The 16,365-nt window shown below is 65.5% G+C and carries 14 protein-coding genes; 6 read left to right on the top strand and 8 right to left on the bottom strand.

Going from position 1 to position 16,365, the window contains the following annotated elements:
• The 3 genes from AC1DGP_RS04230 to AC1DGP_RS04220 all read left to right on the top strand — a co-directional run.
• On the top strand, positions 1-768 hold a 768-nt coding region (locus AC1DGP_RS04230; protein WP_476831744.1), incomplete at its 5' end, for a porin.
• Positions 769-946: 178 nt separating this feature from the next.
• Positions 947-3,292 carry an OmpA family protein gene (locus tag AC1DGP_RS04225; protein ID WP_476831743.1) on the top strand — a complete coding sequence of 782 codons (2,346 nt, stop codon included), beginning with the start codon at positions 947-949 and terminating at the stop codon, positions 3,290-3,292.
• Between the two features lie 11 nt (positions 3,293-3,303).
• The gene (locus AC1DGP_RS04220; protein ID WP_476831742.1) at positions 3,304-4,086 is read left to right on the top strand and encodes a hypothetical protein; all 783 of its coding nucleotides are present in this window, start codon (positions 3,304-3,306) and stop codon (positions 4,084-4,086) included.
• Positions 4,087-4,146: 60 nt separating this feature from the next.
• Here AC1DGP_RS04220 and AC1DGP_RS04215 read toward each other — a convergent pair whose 3' ends face one another.
• Entirely contained in the window at positions 4,147-5,040 is an 894-nt protein-coding gene (locus tag AC1DGP_RS04215; protein ID WP_441504775.1) for an alpha/beta fold hydrolase, read from the bottom strand.
• 134 nt (positions 5,041-5,174) lie between these two features.
• Positions 5,175-7,256, bottom strand: coding sequence for a transglycosylase SLT domain-containing protein (locus AC1DGP_RS04210; RefSeq protein WP_476831741.1), 2,082 nt, complete (start codon positions 7,254-7,256; stop codon positions 5,175-5,177).
• Between the two features lie 172 nt (positions 7,257-7,428).
• On the opposite strand from AC1DGP_RS04210, the gene dapA reads away from it, so the two are divergent.
• From dapA to smpB, 3 genes are read left to right on the top strand one after another with little or no spacing between them, the layout of a single operon-like run.
• The gene (gene dapA, locus AC1DGP_RS04205) at positions 7,429-8,322 is read left to right on the top strand and encodes a 4-hydroxy-tetrahydrodipicolinate synthase (protein WP_441488731.1); all 894 of its coding nucleotides are present in this window, start codon (positions 7,429-7,431) and stop codon (positions 8,320-8,322) included.
• Between the two features lie 52 nt (positions 8,323-8,374).
• Positions 8,375-8,695 carry an FMN-binding negative transcriptional regulator gene (locus AC1DGP_RS04200; protein WP_476831740.1) on the top strand — a complete coding sequence of 107 codons (321 nt, stop codon included), beginning with the start codon at positions 8,375-8,377 and terminating at the stop codon, positions 8,693-8,695.
• Positions 8,692-9,165, top strand: coding sequence for an SsrA-binding protein SmpB (gene smpB / locus AC1DGP_RS04195; protein ID WP_441488729.1), 474 nt, complete (start codon positions 8,692-8,694; stop codon positions 9,163-9,165). The genes AC1DGP_RS04200 and smpB overlap by 4 nt, the downstream gene beginning before the upstream one ends.
• A gap of 95 nt (positions 9,166-9,260) precedes the next feature.
• Here the strand turns inward: smpB and AC1DGP_RS04190 are convergent, their stop codons facing one another.
• The 6 genes from AC1DGP_RS04190 to AC1DGP_RS04165 all read right to left on the bottom strand — a co-directional run bounded on the left by AC1DGP_RS04190 (position 9,261) and on the right by AC1DGP_RS04165 (position 16,313).
• Positions 9,261-9,995 (bottom strand): superoxide dismutase, encoded by a 735-nt coding sequence (locus AC1DGP_RS04190; protein ID WP_441488728.1) that lies wholly within the window; start codon positions 9,993-9,995, stop codon positions 9,261-9,263.
• A 120-nt stretch (positions 9,996-10,115) separates the two neighbouring features.
• On the bottom strand, positions 10,116-10,736 hold the full coding sequence (locus AC1DGP_RS04185) for a LabA-like NYN domain-containing protein (protein WP_441488727.1): 621 nt from the start codon (positions 10,734-10,736) through the stop codon (positions 10,116-10,118).
• Between the two features lie 177 nt (positions 10,737-10,913).
• A complete protein-coding gene (gene pyrE, locus AC1DGP_RS04180; protein WP_113518167.1) occupies positions 10,914-11,498 on the bottom strand; it encodes an orotate phosphoribosyltransferase in 585 nt (194 codons plus the stop codon).
• A 217-nt stretch (positions 11,499-11,715) separates the two neighbouring features.
• Positions 11,716-13,923: a RelA/SpoT family protein gene (locus tag AC1DGP_RS04175; protein WP_113518230.1), complete on the bottom strand. Its 2,208-nt coding sequence runs from the start codon at positions 13,921-13,923 to the stop codon at positions 11,716-11,718.
• A gap of 148 nt (positions 13,924-14,071) precedes the next feature.
• Positions 14,072-14,464 (bottom strand): DNA-directed RNA polymerase subunit omega, encoded by a 393-nt coding sequence (gene rpoZ / locus AC1DGP_RS04170; protein ID WP_069877018.1) that lies wholly within the window; start codon positions 14,462-14,464, stop codon positions 14,072-14,074.
• 97 nt (positions 14,465-14,561) lie between these two features.
• Positions 14,562-16,313 carry an ATP-binding protein gene (locus tag AC1DGP_RS04165; RefSeq protein ID WP_476831739.1) on the bottom strand — a complete coding sequence of 584 codons (1,752 nt, stop codon included), beginning with the start codon at positions 16,311-16,313 and terminating at the stop codon, positions 14,562-14,564.
• Positions 16,314-16,365 lie beyond the last annotated feature (52 nt).

Raw genomic sequence — 16,365 nt, 5'->3', positions numbered from 1 at the left:
CGTAACGCGGTCGTCCGCAACGCCCTCGTCTTCAACGGCGCTGCTCCGACCCTCGAGGGCAGCCAGTATCCGGACCTCGTCGGTGCGTTGAACGTGACCCAGGGCTGGGGCTCCGCTCAGCTGTCGGGTGCCATCGGTCAGCGTAACGTCGCCAGCTTCGCGCCTGGTACCATTGGCAATGTCAACACCATCCGCGGTGGCGACGAGACCGCTTGGGCCATCCAGGGCGGCCTGAAGTTCAACCTGCCGATGCTCGCCGCTGGCGACGTCCTGTGGTTGCAGGCCGCTTACGCTGAGGGCATGGGCGCCTACCTCGGCTACGGCGGCAACTTTGGCTACGGCCGCCTCGGCTCGATCGCCGCTGCGGACATCGTCATCGACCAGACCACCGGTCGTTCGAAGCTGACCAAGGGCTTCGCCATCACCGCTGGCCTGAAGCACTACTGGACCCCGACCATCCGTTCGGAAGTCTATGGTTCGTACTCCGAGCTCGACATGGGCGCTGCGCTCCAGAACACCGGCCTGGCCCCCCTCGGCACGCTCTCGAACGGTCCGGTCAAGCTTGACCCGAAGGAGTTCATCATCGGCACCAACCTCGTCTGGACCCCGGTTTCGGGTCTCGATATCGGCGTGGAAGTTCTCTACTCCAAGGTTGAGCTGAAGAACCGCATCGCTCAGGTCAACAACTTCGGCGTTCGCAACAACAACCTGCTGATCAAGTCGGACGACGCCCTCACCGGCCGTCTGCGCATCCAGCGCGACTTCTGATCGGTTCTCCGATCCTAGTCGGAAAGCCCCGGGGAAACCCGGGGCTTTTTTCGTTTGGATATCGGGGGTTAGGCCCGTTCACTCACTTGACAGGGGCGGGCGAACCGTCCTGACTTGGCGCCCTGGGGACGGTGATCGGTAAGGGCCTGACAAGTCTGTGCCGACGCGGGGAGCGGGAATGGCGCAGCCGGCAAACTGGTTATGGGGGCTCGTGCCGCTGGCGCTGCTCTGGAGCGCCAGCAACCTCTATCTCGATGATGCGATTCAGGACGATGTCAGTCGCCGTGCCATCGCGGTGGCGACGCAGGTCGCCGGCGAGGCGCCCGGCGCAAGGCCGGTCATGGCGCTCGTTGCCGGACGCGATGTGCTGATCGTGGGCGAGGCGCTCTCGGCCGATGGCGCTGCCAAGGCCATGGTGCAGTTGCGCGGCGAATTCGGCATACGCCGGGCGCTCGGGGGCCTGTCCCAGGTCGTCGCGCAGAAACCCTATAGCTGGTTGGCGACGCGCGAGCGCGATGCGGTGACGCTGAGCGGCTTCGTTCCCGATGAGGCGACGGCAACCGCCAACATTGCCGCGGCAAGTGCGGCCGTCCCGGGATTGCGCGTCGACGATCGCCAGATGCTCGCTTTTGGCGCGCGTGCCGGTTTTGCCGCCGTGACGCAGAAGATGCTCGGTGAGCTGGCCGGACTCTCGAGCGGCAAGGTGGCGCTGGACGACACGCGCTTCTGCATCGAGGGCAAGGCGACGACGCCGGAGCGCTTCCTTGCGTTGCGCGAGCGCACTGCATCCCTGGGGCAGGGTGGGTTCACCGCAGTCGAGTGCAGCCTCGAGCCGCCGACGATCGCGCCTTATCGCTGGTCTGTGGAGAAGAGCGCGGATGGCGGGCTGAGCGTCACCGGCTTCTACCCGTCGGATGAGGCGAGGCAGCAGATTTCCGCGGCCCTGCGGCGCAGCTTTCCCGAGCCCACTCGGATCGACGATCAAAGCAAGCCGGCCCTTGGCGAGCCGGGCGCTTTCCTGGTCAAGGTCACGCGCGCCATTGGCGATCTTGCCCGGCTCCGCAACGGCAAGGCCGAGCTCGATGCCGGCAGCTACAGGTTGTCCGGCGACGGGCCCGAGGATTTCGAATCCTGTCAGGCCTTGCAACTGCTGATCGCACAGACGGACGGGCCGGATTCGGTTGCGCAGGCCAACATCATCTGCCCGCCGGCGCCCCCGCCCATGCCAGCCCTGCCGGAGATTCCGCCGCTCTTTGTTCCGGCCGAGCCTCCTGCGCCTTTGGAGCCTTCAGCGCCTTCTGCGCCTCAGCGCGGTGAGTTGACATCGCCCGGCAGGTCCCACGCCAATGCCGGTGAGGCGAAGGCGCCCATCCCGGTACTCGCTGTGCCCGAGCGCACGGTTCCGCTGCAATGGCGGGCGGAGAAGACCGAGCAGGGCGTCGTGCTGAGCGGCCTCGTTCCCGACGAGGCGGCGAGACAGGGAGTGCTGCAGTCCGTCGACCGCGGGGCGGCTGCGGTTCGGGTCACTGATCGCATGGCGGGCGAACCGAAGCTGCGTGAAGCTCCGGATTTCGGCACGGCGACCAGCTTCCTGCTGGATCTGCTCGGCAGGATGAGCAACGGCGTGGTTTCCATTGAGGGCACGCAGGCTTCGCTCTCGGGGGCCGTTGCCGAGGAAGGGGCCTGGCGCGAAATCGAGGCCGCGCTCCGGCAGCAGCCTTTGCCGGGAGGCCTCACGGGCGCGCCGGATCTGGCGGGCCTTGGCCTGCGCCCCTATGGGCTTACGATTTCGGCGGATCGCTCGGGCGTCGGCCTGTCCGGCTATTTACCTGATGAGCAGACGCGCTCGGCGCTTCTGGCGTTGCTTGACGGCTCACCCTTGCAGGGCAAGATCGTGGACGAGACGCGCATCGTGCCCGGAGCGCCTGCCGGTTTCGGCGGCGCAGCTCGCGTCGCCGTGACCGATCTGCTCAGGCTGGATCTCGGCACCGCGCGCCTGGTCGATGGCAAGGTCGAGCTGCAGGGGTTGACCTGCCGCGAGCTGATCAAGGGCGAGGTCGAGACCAGCGCCGCGAGCGGGCTGCCTGCCGGCTTTTCAGGCCAGGCGGAGATCGGCTTGCGCCAGACGGGTTGCGTCACGGAACCGCCCAACACCTGCCAGAACGACCTCGATGCCTTAACCAAGCGCCAGTCCGTGCTGTTCGGCCAGGGCACAGCTGTGGTCGTGCTCGATGCGACCACGGAACGGGCCATGGCGGAAGCATCCGCGATCCTCAAGCAATGCCCGGATGTGCGCGTCACGGTCGAGGGGCATGCCAATCTCGATGGCGAGCGGCGCGGGTTCGACAATGTCGATCTTTCGAACCGGCGCGCTCGGCGCGTGCTTGATGAGTTGGTCATACGCGGCATCAGCGCTGCCCGGCTCGAGCCGAAGGGCTTTGGCGCGCAGCGACCGCTCGTTCCCCATGACGAGCCGGAGGCGAAGGCCATGAATCGTCGCGTCCAGTTCACGGTCGAGAAGTAGGGATCGCTGGCATGCTCTACCTCGCCACCCAGTTCGCCTGGTTCCTGCTCGCGGCCTTCGGCATCGGCCTCGCCATGGGCTGGATCACCTGCACAGGCGGGAAGGTCCGTTTCTGGACCAGTCCGATCACCCTGCTCGTGGGCGTCTGGGCCGTGGTCGCCGCGCTCACCTGGTTGCAGGTGGTGAATGGTGTTGCCGCGCTCTGGCTGGAGACCGCGCTCCTCTACGTCGCGGCCTATCTGGCAGGCTGCTGTCTCGCCTGCTTTGTCCGCACGATCTTCGCTCATCGCGATTCAGTCCTCGCCATTGCCGGCGCCAATGCGGGTTCGATCCCTGAGACGCCGTCGGTGTCTGCCGCCACTGTGGCGAAGCCGGGATTGGCGCAGTCGGGCTCGCTGCTGGACAAGGTCGCGGGCGAGGATCAGATCCCCGGCAGGCGGCCGTCCGGCCTTGTCGCGGCGCGCAGCGGGAAGGCCGACGATCTCAAACTGATCAAGGGCATCGGCCAGCAGAACGAAGGCAGGCTGCACAGCCTCGGGATCTGGCATTTCGAGCAGATCGCCGCCTGGACCCCCGAGAACATCGAGTGGGTCGGCCATTATCTCGCCTTTCCCGGCCGGATCGAGCGTGAGGACTGGGTCGCCCAGGCGCATTCGCTCGCAGCCGGCATCGAGACCGCGTTTTCGACACGGGCCCGCGCCGGTGAGGTCGAGGCCTCGCGTGACGATGGTACGCAGGGGCAGGGCAATGTCGCCGGCGTCCCCGAAGACGGAGCCGACGGCAAGCGGCGGTAAATCCTCGATTTCAGTGAGCCCGGCGTGTTGCGACCGCCGGGGGGTGGGCCGGCCCAAGACTCAGGCGGCGCGCTTCTCCGCCTTGCCGATCAGCTTGCCGATGCGCCGCACCATGTCCTTCGATCCGAGCAGGGGCGCATGGCCCTGTCCCGGTGCGACGAAGATCTCGCAATCGGGATGGCGCTCCCCCATCTCGCGCAGCGTCTCCTCCGAGAGAAGATCGGAATTGGCGCCACGGATCGCCAGAATCGGCACGGCGTTCAGCCCGGCGAAATAGGTCCAGAGCACGGGCAGCGGCGCCTCGAGGTCGAGTTCCTCCAGGATCTTCATCAGATTAGGGTCGTAATCGGTGACGAGATGTCCATCGCGCTCGGTCCAGGTCCGACGCGCCATTATCTCCCATTCCCTTTCGCCGAAAGCCGGGAATTGCTGGTCAGACAGGCGCTTGAGGATTTCGGCGCCTTCGACAAAGCTGCGCGGGCTCGGCAGCTTGCCGACATAGCCGCGGATCCGCAGCAATCCGCGCGCATCGATTACCGGGCCGACATCGTTCAGGACGACGCCCTTGATCATGGCCGGGCGCGCCGCCGCCAGCGCCATCGTCAGCAGGCCGCCGCGCGAGGTTCCGACGAACACGGCGGCCTCGATGCCGGCCGCCGTGAGCAGCTGCATCATGTCGTCGAGCTCGACCCGAATATCGTAATTGGCCCAGTTCCTGTCATAGGCGGAGCGCCCGCGCCCGCGGTAATCGAGCGCCAGGACGCGCCGTGGTTTGGCCTCGTCCCCTGCCAGCGCCATCGCCAGTTCGTGGAAGTCGGCAGCCGTTCGCGCCAGCCCCGGCAGGCAGACCACCGGCAGGGCGTGCGAGGCAAGGGGACCGTAATCGCGGGCGTGGAGCTTCAGGCCGTCGCGGGCACTGATAAAGAAGGAGCGGAAACCGCTATCAGAATCCATTCGCCCTCCGGCGGCGCTGCAAGAGGCTGGACTAAAGCATCTTCAGGCGAAATGGGCACTGGTCCCAGTCAAGAAAATCCGCCGGAACGGAGCAGGCGAGGGGGGCTCCGGCCGTGAAGGGCCGGAGATCCCGCCTAATCCCGCGTCCAGGTCCGCTTCAGGTCGTAATCGATCAGATAGGCGGTACGCTGGTTCAGCCTCTGCCGGTAGACCTGCAGGTTCTCCATCACACGCTGGACGTAGTTGCGGGTCTCGTAGATCGAGATGCGTTCGACCCAGTCGACGGCATCGACATCGCTCTTGCGAGGGTCGCCATAGGCGTCGATCCAGCGCTTCACATTGCCGGAGCCGGCATTATAGGCCGCGAAGCTCAGGATATAGGAGCCGCGCCATTCCCGGATCAGGTCGTTGAGATGGGCGGCGCCCATCTGCGCCGAATAAAGCGCATCGCTGCCGAGCCGCGGAAGGTCGAACGGCATATTGGCGCGCCGTGCCGTTTCCCGGGCCGTCGCCGGCATCATCTGCATCAGCCCGCGCGCACCGGCATGCGAGACCGCATTGGGATCGAACGCGCTCTCCTGCCGGGCGATGGCGTGGACGATCGCCCGCTCCATTGGGTCGCCCAGCACCGGGAAGTCCGGCACGCCGGAGGTGGGGAACGCGGCGGTGTCGAGCGGGAAGCCGCGCTGCAGGGCGGTCTTGCCGATCGTCAGCAGGGTCCTGACATCGCCCTCACGGCTGGCGATCGCGGCCACGGCTTCCAGCGCGGTCGTCGTATGCAGGCGCTGCGACAGATCGACCAGCATGGTGGCTGCAAGATCGCGCGCGCCGATCTGGTAGAGCAGGCGCACACCCTGATGACCGGGCAAATGCTCGAGCGCCGCCGATTCCGTCGTGCGGATCGGCAGGTCCGGCAGGCCGAGCTTGGCCCGGGCAAGCTGACCGTAATAGGCGACGGAATGAGCCGCCGCGCGCTCATAGGCTTCCTGGGCGCGCTCGTTCAGCCCGATCGCTTCGGCCGCGCGGCCTTGCCAATAGGCGACGCGCGCGACCGAGACCGGCGTTTCCGCCCATTTGGCTGCCTCGTCGAAATGGGCGAGAGCCAGGCCGGGCTGATCCCGAAACCGCAGCGCGATCCAGCCTGCGTGCCATTCCGCGTCGATGCGCTCGGCGGCGCCTTCGGCGCCATGACCGGCTGCGACCTCATAGGCCTTGGCGGCATCGCCCTCGTCGAGAAGCTTGCGCGCGATCAGGCGCCGCTCCGTCCACCATTCGTCGCCATCGCCGAGCAGGGCCGGGTCGCGCGGTACCTTGGCGAGAATCTGCGCGGCTTCGCCGGCCTTGTTGGCGCGCCGGGCCTGCTGCACCTGCAGAAAGGTGAAGGAGAGATCGTTGCGGAGCGACGCCGGTACGGCCGCTATCAGTGCGGGCGCGATCGTGCCCTTGGACTGCGCGCTGGCGAGCCGCGCCTTGGCGAGCAGGACATAATCGGTGGAGACACGCGCGGCATTGCGCAGCGCCGCCGCATTGTTCTCCTCAAAGAGATAGCGTTCCGTGCGCAGGCGATGGTCGGTCACTGTGAGCCGGTCGCCGAAGCTGTTCAGGACGATCGCTTCCAGCGGCGCGCCGAGATGGTCGCGCCGCCAGGTTTCGCGGATCAGCACCATCGCATCGTCGGGCTTGCCGTCAGCCTTCAGGGCCATGGCCAGCGCCACGCGGCCGACCGGGCTGATCGGGCGCTGCGCATGGAAGAAGGCCCGGATCACGGCCACGCTTTTCTTCTCGGCAATCAGCGCGGCCTCGGCGCGGCGGCGGAACAATGTCGTTGCCGGATAGTTCGGATAGGTCTCGAGAAAGGCGTTGATGCGGGCAAAGCCCACCGTGCTGCCGCCGAAGCGGATCGCGGCCCATTCGAGCATGGCGCGCGTCGCGCGGTCGTCGAAGGCCGAGGCGAGGGCATCGCCCTCGGTCACCGCACCACGGCGATAGGCCTCGACCGCAGTCTTGAGAGCGCCCTGATCGGCTGGCGCGTCGGCGCGCAACTGCTCGTCGGGCGAGCGCAGGAGCGTCGCCGTCGTCGCAGGATCGGCAATGGCCGCAACACGGTCCTTCTGCAGGACGTGGTCGGCGTCGTTGGTCGCTTGGGCACTCGCAGTCACAAGGAGTGCAGGCACGGCCCATGAAAGGAGCCGTCGAGAGGCAGGCAGCCGTACCATGGTGGATTTCCCCGGGATGGCGCTTGGACTTCGATGGTCGGCGAAGGGTCTTGATGGACCGTTAACTAACGTGCAAGCGATTTTTGACGGGCTTTCGCCTTTGCGCATGCGGTGGGAGGCGGTATGTCTGTCGCCCGCTACACACGGATTTTGTTCTTAGGACGGCTCGATCATGACCAAGCATGCGCCTATCACCGGCTCGCTCACAGCCTTGGTGACCCCGTTCAAGGGCGGCAGGATCGACGAGGATGGGCTGCGCGCGCTGATCGCCTGGCAGATTGAAAGCGGCAGCCATGGCTTCGTGCCCGTGGGCACCACCGGCGAGAGCCCGACGCTCAGCCATGACGAGCACAAGCGGGTCATCGAGATCTGCCTCGATGCGGTAAAGGGTCGCGTTCCCGTCATCGCCGGAGCCGGCTCGAACAACACGGCCGAGGCGATCGACCTCGCGATCCATGCCGAGAAGGCCGGTGCGCCGGCGCTGCTGGTGGTCACGCCCTATTACAACAAGCCGACCCAGGAGGGCATGTACCAGCACTTCAAGGCGGTGAACGACGCGGTCGGCATCCCGATCATCATCTACAACATCCCGCCGCGCTCGGTGGTCGACATGTCGGTCGAGACCATGGCGCGGCTCTACGAGCTGAAGAACATCGCGGGCGTCAAGGACGCGACCGCCAATCTCGCCCGCGTCTCGCAGCAGCGCCACGCCATGGGGCCGGAGTTCATCCAGCTCTCGGGCGAGGACATGACGGCGCTGGCCTATATGGCGGCCGGCGGCCATGGCTGCATCTCGGTTGTCGCCAATGTTGCGCCGCGCCTCTGCTCCGAATTGATGGTGGCCGCGCTCAAGGGCGATTTCGCTGGTGCGCTGAAGGTCCAGGACCGGCTCGTGCCGCTGCACGACGCGGTGTTCAAGGAGCCGGGCCTTGCCGGCGCCAAGCATGGGCTCAAGCTGCTCGGCCGGATCGAGGAGGAGGTTCGCCTGCCGCTGATGCCGGTGACGCCCCCGACCGGCAAGGTTATCCGCGAGGCCATGGTTCACGCCGGGCTGTTGAATGCCTAGATAGAGAGTTGCGTTCGCCCGGGGTGCTCGGCGAACCGCCCCGGAGCCGCTGATGTACGAACCGAGCCATTTCAAGGTTGAAGACCGGGACGCGTTGCACGGCGTCATTCGCGCGTATCCGCTCGCCATAGCGGTGGCGGCCGGCGCCGACGGCCTTCTCGCCGACCCCGAGCCGTTCATTGCGGCGCAGGCCCGCGGCATTGTCGGCATCGAAATCGAGATCGCCTCGATCATCGGCAAGTTCAAACTCAGCCAGAACCGGCAGGACGCCGACAGGCTGGGAGTTCTCAACGGCCTGAGTGCTGACTCCGAAACGGAGTCGCAGGCCATGGCGGGTCTCGTGAAGACCTATGGATTTGGTCACCCGGCATGAGCAAGCCCGATCCCGAGCGCTATCGCCTCGCGGCCGATAACCGCAAGGCGCGTTACAATTACGAGATCATCGAGACGCTCGAGGCCGGCATCGCGTTGCAGGGCACGGAGATCAAGTCCCTGCGCGGTGGCAAGGCGACGATCGGGGAGAGCTATGCCGGGCCGATGGGGACCGAACTCTATCTGTTCAACGCCCATATCCCGGAATATCTCGAAGCCAACCGCTTCAACCATGATGTCCGCCGGCCGCGGAAGCTGCTGCTGCATCGTCGTCAGATCAACAAGCTGATGGGCGCGATCCAGCGCGACGGCTTCACGGTGATCCCGCTCAAGGTCTATTTCAACGACAAGGGCCGCGCGAAGGTCGAACTCGGGCTTGGCCGCGGCAAGAAGCTGCATGACAAGCGCGAGACCGAAAAGACCCGCGACTGGAACCGCGACAAGGCGCGGATCATGAAAACCGGCGGCTGAACCGACAGGGCTTTCCGAAAGGGCGATCGTCACGGAAAAAGGGCCGCGCGAGCGGCCCTTTTTCCTTCTCAGGGCGTCCATCCAAAAACAGAAGGTTAAATCATCGCCTTCTTGAAATTGGCGTTGGCCTTGTCCCAGTTCACCGTCTTCCACCACGCCGCCAGATAGTCGGCGCGGCGGCTCTGGTGCTTGAGATAATAGGCGTGTTCCCAGACATCGACACCGACGACCGCCTTGGCGCCGAGTTCGAGCGGGGTGTCCTGATTGGCGGTGCTGACGATCGCGAGCTTCTTGTCCTTGCCGACGACCAGCCAGGCCCAGCCGGAGCCGAAGCGGCCCAGGGCGGCGGCGTTGAGCTTGGTCGCCATATCGCTCACCGAACCGAGCGAGGCCTCGACCGCGCTCTTGAGTTCGGGTGAGGGCTGCTCCGCGCCGCCCGGCGTCATCAGTTCCCAGAAGAACGTGTGGTTCCAGTGGCCGCCGACATTGTTGCGGACGCCGGTGCGAACGTTCTCGGGAACCGCGCTGAGATCGGCCAGCACGGTCTCGATCGGCGTCGTCCTCAGGTCCGCCCATTGATTGGCCAGCGCGTTGGCGTTGTTCACATAGGCCTGATGATGGGCGGTGTGATGGATACGCATGGTGGCGGCGTCGATATTGGGCTCCAGCGCCTCATAGGCATAGCCGAGCGGCGGCAACGTGAAGGCGGGTGCAGCCGCCGGTGCGGCGGGAGCAGGCGTAGCCTGCGCCAGGACGAGGGCGGGCTTGGCGATGACGAAAACGCCCGCGGAGCTCCCCGCGAGCCCGGCGAGAAAATGACGGCGATGCATGATGAGGCCTCCCAGTCCCGTTGTTGCCATAGCCGGCCCGGCCGAATCACATGGCGGCCTGGGGCCTCGCTCCAACGGTCGTATCACAGCCCCTGACCACACGTCAGTGGCGTGCCGAAATCAGCCTTCGACCGGTTCGTCGCCCTGGCGGATGCCATAACGGCGTTCCAGTCCGGGATGGCCGGGCGTGCCCGCAGCGCCACTGCGCGGCGCGCGCTCCGAGGGGTCGCGCCCGATTTTCGCCATGAGATGCGAAAGGTCGAGGAACTCGTCGCATTGGCGGCGCAACTCGTCTGAGACCATGGGGGGATTGGTCGTGATGGTCGAGACCACCGAGACCTTTACACCCTTGCGTTGCACGGCTTCAACCAGTGGGCGAAAGTCACCATCGCCCGAGAACAAGTAGATCTGGTCAAGATGCGGCGCTAGTTCGAGCATTTCAATGGCGAGCTCGATGTCCATATTGCCTTTGACCCGGCGGCGACCGGTCGCATCGGTGAATTCTTTGGCCGCCTTGGTGATGACCCGGTAGCCGTTATAGTCGAGCCAGTCGACCAGTGGTCTGATCGACGAGTACTCTTCGCTTTCGACCAACGTAGTGAAGTAAAAGGCCCGGATGAGGTTGCCTCGTGCCTGGAATTCCTTCAACAGTCGACGGTAATCCATGTCGAAGCCAAGCTGCTTCGATGTGGCATAGAGGTTTGCCCCATCGATAAAAAGCGCGATGCGCGGCTCCGCCATGGGAACGACTCCAGTAAAAATCGAATCAAATACGTCAGATCGAAAGGATAGCGGTCAGGCAATGTCGAAAGATCGGCGAATTCTGATCAGCCAAGCACTAATTATGTGGCCACTTGCTGGAGTCTTGCAAGTGCGCTTGCTCAGGCTGGTCAGTTTCCTTGAGCCCCGCAGGGCCCTTCAGCTGGCGAGCCCCCGGCTGCCGGGCTTGACCGCCGGGATGGCGGCGAGCTCGGGCGGTAGCGCGTCAGGAGCATAAGCCGGGATATCGAGAGCGACGAGGCTGACCAGTCTGACGCCGAGATCGGCCTTGCCGGCGGAACGGTCGACCAGGCAAGCGGCGCCGAGAATCTGGCCAGGTTCACCAGCGATCGAGGCCAGGCATTCGCGCGAGGAGAGGCCGGTGGTGACGATGTCCTCGACCATCACCACGCGCGCCCCGGCGGGGATGGCGAAGCCGCGGCGCAGCTTGAACTGTCCGTCCTCGCGTTCGACGAACACCGCCTTGGCCTTGAGGTGCCGTGCTGTCTCGTAGCCCGGCACGATGCCGCCGACCGCGGGCGAGACGACATAGTCGACCTTTCCGAATGTGGCTTCGATCTTGGCGGCAAGCGCCTTGCAGAGCCGCTCGGTGCGGACCGGGTCCTGGAAGATGAACATCTTCTGCAGGAAGACCGGGCTACGCAGGCCGGAAGATAGGATGAAATGACCTTCAAGCAATGCGCCGGCATCGCGGAATTCGGCCAGGACCTCGTCGTCGGTCATCGGTGCGCCTCGCAGATGGAGTTGATCCCATTGCCTGCGACGGGCACAGGCGAGTGCTTTTGCGCCGGAATGGACTGCGTTTCAAGCGTGGGCCCGAGCGGAGCTGTGGAAGGCTGCCAGCGCATCGGCCGGAATATCGTATCCGGTCCGATGATCTGACCGCCTGTGATTGCATGGGCTTGCCCGAAAGCCGCAATCCATTTTTGGGGCCGATGCTTTAGCCGACGACGCGCTCGACTCGGCTGATCACCCGTTTCTCCCGCAGCTCGCTGATGATGGCGCTGAGATGTTTCAGGTCCCAGACCGTGAGATCGATGGTGACATCGGTGAAGTCCGGCGTCGGCCGCACCATCGTCACCGCATCGATATTGCCGTCATGCTCGGCGATGGTGGTGGTGATCTGCGCCAGCGAGCCGGGCTCGTTGATCGAGTTGAGGGCGATGCGCGCCGGAAAGCGCTGGGGCGTCTTGTCGTCGAGGTCCCAGCGCACGTCGAGCCAGCGATCGGGCTCGTTGTCGAAGGCCGCCAGCGAAGGCGACTGGATCGGATAGATCGTCACGCCTTCGCCAGGCGTCAGGATTCCGACGATGCGATCGCCCGGCACGGCGCCGCCATTCGGCGCGAAGCGCACCGGCAGATCGCCGCCGAGGCCGCGGATCGGGATGGCATTGGCGCCCGGCGTCTCGCCGGGCAGCTTGAACTTGAGATTGTCGCCCTTGCGCAGCTCGAACCAGCCCTTGCCGTTGCTTTCGCCACGGGCTTCGGGCGTCGACCGCTTCTCCGGCTCGAGATCGGGATAGACCGCCTTGACGACGTCGCCCGAGAACATCTCGCCGCGCCCGACAGCGGCGAACACGTCGTCGACGGCGGTGCGGGCCAGCCGCTTGAGCGCCGCTTTGAGCTTTTCGTCGGTGAAGACACGCTCGGCGCGCATGAAGGCGCGTTCGAGGATCTGGCGGCCAAGGCCGGCATATTGCTTGCGCACGGCCGCGCGCGTCGCCCTTCGGATCGCGGCGCGCGCCTTGCCGGTGACGACGAGCGATTCCCAGGCCGCGGGGGGCACCTGCCCGTCGGCGCGGGTGATCTCGACCTCGTCGCCATTCTGCAGCTCGGTGAGCAGCGGCGCGATGCGGCCATTGATCTTGGCACCGACCGCGGTGTTGCCGACATCGGTATGGACCGCATAGGCGAAGTCGATCGGGGTCGCCCCGCGCGGCAGGGCGATCAGCCGGCCCTTGGGCGTGAAGCAGAAGACCTGGTCGTGGAAGAGTTCGAGCTTGGTGTGCTCCAGGAACTCTTCCGGATTGTCGCCCTCTGCGAGCAGGTCGACGGTGCGCCGCAGCCACTGATAGGCCCGGCTTTCATCGGCCGCACCGGAGAGCTCGGTGGTCCGTCCGTCCTTGTAATGGGCATGGGCCGCGATGCCGTATTCGGCGATGCGGTCCATCTTGTCGGTGCGGATCTGCAGTTCGACGCGGCTATGGCCCGGGCCGACCACCGTGGTGTGGATCGAGCGATAGTCGTTCTGCTTTGGCGTCGAGATGTAGTCCTTGTAGCGCCCCGGAACCATCGGCCAGGTCGTGTGGACGATCCCGAGCACGCGGTAGCAATCCTCCAGCTGGTCGACGATGACCCGGAAGCCGAAAATATCCGAAAGCTGCTCGAAGGAGACCGACTTGCGCTCCATCTTGCGCCAGATCGAGTAGGGGCGCTTGCGTCGTCCGGCGACCTCCGCCTGGATGCCGCGCGCGGCCAGCTTCTCCTTGAGATCGATCTCGATCGCGCTGATCACGGAGCCTTCGCGCTCGGTCACCTCTTCCAGGCGCTTGGTGATGGTGGAGTGGGCTTCCGGCTTGATATGGCGGAAGGCCAGTTCTTCCAGCTCCTCGCGCAGTTCCTGCATGCCCATCCGCCCGGCGAGCGGGGCATAGATCTCGGCCGTCTCCTCGGCGACGCGCAGCCGCTTCTCGGGCGGGACGAAATGCAGGGTGCGCATGTTGTGCAGCCGGTCGGCGAGCTTGACCAGGAGCACCCGGACATCTTCGGCGATGGCCAGCAGCAGCTTGCGGAAATTCTCGCCCTGGGCCGCCTTCTTCGAGACGAGGTCGAGTTTCTTGATCTTGGTCAGGCCGTCGACGAGCCGGCGGATATCCGGCCCGAACATGCTCTCGATCTCTTCGAGAGTGGCTGCCGTATCCTCGACGGTGTCGTGCAGGACGGCGGCGACGATCGTCGCATCGTCCAGCTTGAGATCGGTCAGGATCGCCGCGACTTCGAGGGGATGCGCGAAGAAGGGGTCGCCCGAGGCGCGCTTCTGTGTGCCATGCGCGCGCATGGCATAGACATACGCTCGGTTGAGCAGGTCTTCGTCGGTATTCGGATTATAGCTCCTGACCCGGTCAACGAGCTCGTATTGCCGCATCATGCCCATGCGGGCCCCTGTAACGCCTGCCAAGAATTGCAAAGGTTCAATATCGGCACGGCGTTCCGGCGGGGCAAGGCGATTCTATGCAGGGTAGGCATGAAAAAGCCCGGCAATGCCGGGCTTTAGCGTAGACTGGTGAACGCTTTGATCAGTCTTCGTCGTCGGCGCTCTCGGTCGGCGGCACGAGGCCGTCGAGGCCGCGCAGCAGATCTTCCTCGCTCATGCGATCGAACTGGACTTCCGAATCGGGCGTCGCTGCGCTGGACGGGCCGCTGGTCAGGAGCGGCACGGTCTCGGCCTCAGGCTCGTCGACCTCGACATGCTTCTGCAGCGAGTGGATCAGCTCTTCCTTCAAATCTTCGGGAGTGAGCTTCTCTTCGGCGATTTCGCGTAGCGCCACGACGGGGTTCTTGTCGTTGTCGCGGGGAACCAGAATCTGCGTGCCCGAAGCGATCATGCGGGCGCGGTGGCTGGCCAGCAGAACCAGCTCGAAGCGGTTCTCGACCTTGTCGATGCAGTCCTCAACGGTAACGCGAGCCATTGAACGGCTCCTTCTGATCTTGGCGATGCAGGGAAAGATTGATGTGAGCCGGCCATACAGGCAAAGCCGGGCGGATGCAAGATTTTGCTGCGCGCGCTTACCAGCTCTCGCCCTGCATCCGGCTGACCAGCTCGTCGAGCCTGGGCTCACGATGGGCCAGGCCGTCGAGGATCGATCCCCCCGCCATCGCCGGCAGCTCATGCGGCGCAAGCTCGGCAAAGCGCATGCGCATCGGCGTCGCCACGCCCTCGCCGAAGGCGATCGCCTCGCGATTGCCGATGGCCGAGAGGAAGCCGATCGTGCTCGCCGAGGCGTCGGCAATGGCCGAGCGGATGATCTGCTGGTCGCGGTCATTGGCGAGCCGCATCGCAAAGATGGTCGAGCATTGCGACAGGATCGTGGGATCGAGCTCGCCCGGGCGCTGGGTCACGACGCCGAGATAGGCGCCGTATTTGCGGCCTTCCTTGGCGATGCGGGCGATGGCTTGCCGGGTCGGCGTGAAGCCGAGCGACTGGTCCGCCGGCACATAGCGATGGGCTTCCTCGCAGAGCAGCAGCACCTCGTAGCCGCCATGGCTAAACATGGCGAGGTCGAAGGCGATGCGCGCCAGCACGGATGCGACGGCGTTGACGACATCGGCCGGCAGCCCGGCGAGCTGGAACACGCAGATCGGCCGGCCATGCTGCGGAATCCGGAAGATCTGGCCGATCACCTGGCCCATGCCTTCGACCATGTTCGCGCGTGCGAACATGAACTGGTAGCTCGGGTCGCCATAGAGGGCTTCGAGACGGACCTTCAGCGATCGCAGCGCGGCACGCGGATAACGGATCTCATGGAGCCCCATCAACTCGTCCAGGACGGCGAGCGCGTCGACCATCCTGTAGGGCAGGGGGGCGTCGCCGCTGGAGGCAGCGCCACCGGCCGCCGACCGCCGCGCCGTCGGATCGAGCGGCCGCTTCAGCAGCGAGGCGCCGAGGTCGCGGGCGAAGTCCTGAGCTGCGGGCTTGCGATAGCGGGTGCGGGCCGCGGCGATGACCTCGCGCAGGATGTCGATCTCCTCGAGATCGGGACGGCCGCGAAAGACGACATCGGCAAATTCTTCGAGGCGGAACATCCAGAAGGGCAGGTCGAGGCTCTGCGCATCGGTGACCACGGCCTTGTCGGGAAAGGCGTGGGCGTATTCGTTGTGCGGATCGAGGATCAGCACCCGCAGATGCGGCTTGGCGGCAATCGCCTTGCGCAGCAGCAGCGAGACGGCGCTGGACTTGCCGACGCCGGTCGTGCCGACCAGCGCGAAATGGCGCGACAGCAGATCGTCGATGCAGACCGTCGCCGGAATGGCGGCATCCTGCGTCAGGTGTCCGATGGCGACGCCGGCCCTGGCGCCGAGGTCATGCACCAGAGCAAGATCATGGGCCCGGATACGGTGCGCGATCGCGCCGACTGGCGGATAGGTGGTGATGCCGGTCTGGAAATAAGTGCGTCCGCCCTCGGCTTCCAGCACCTCGCCGAGCAGTTCCACTTCGATATGGACGGGATTGTCGGCCAGTTCGTCCCAGAATTCCCTGACGGCCTTGATCTCATAGACCATGCCGACGATCCGGCTGCGGCCGAGATTGATCGAGATCATCCGCCCGATTGTCCAGGCCTCGGGCGTTGCCGTGCCGGCGCGTGGGATGATGGTGCCGATCGTCGCACGCGCGCCATTGCATGACAGAACGCGGCCGATCGACCGGTCGGCCACCTGGCCGGCGGTGCGACGGTCCGGAATGATATCGTTTTCGAACTGGCCCTGATTGACGGAAATCTGCACGGCCCTGGGTCTCTCGATCTGATCTGGGTCAGGCATGAAAGGAGCGTGCGCGCTTAAGATTGGTTTCCAAGCCGCGGCAGCTTGGCGG

The sequence above is a fragment of the Allobosea sp. 05T433 genome, from assembly GCF_056396065.1.
This window is presented reverse-complemented; position numbering and strand designations above follow the sequence as displayed.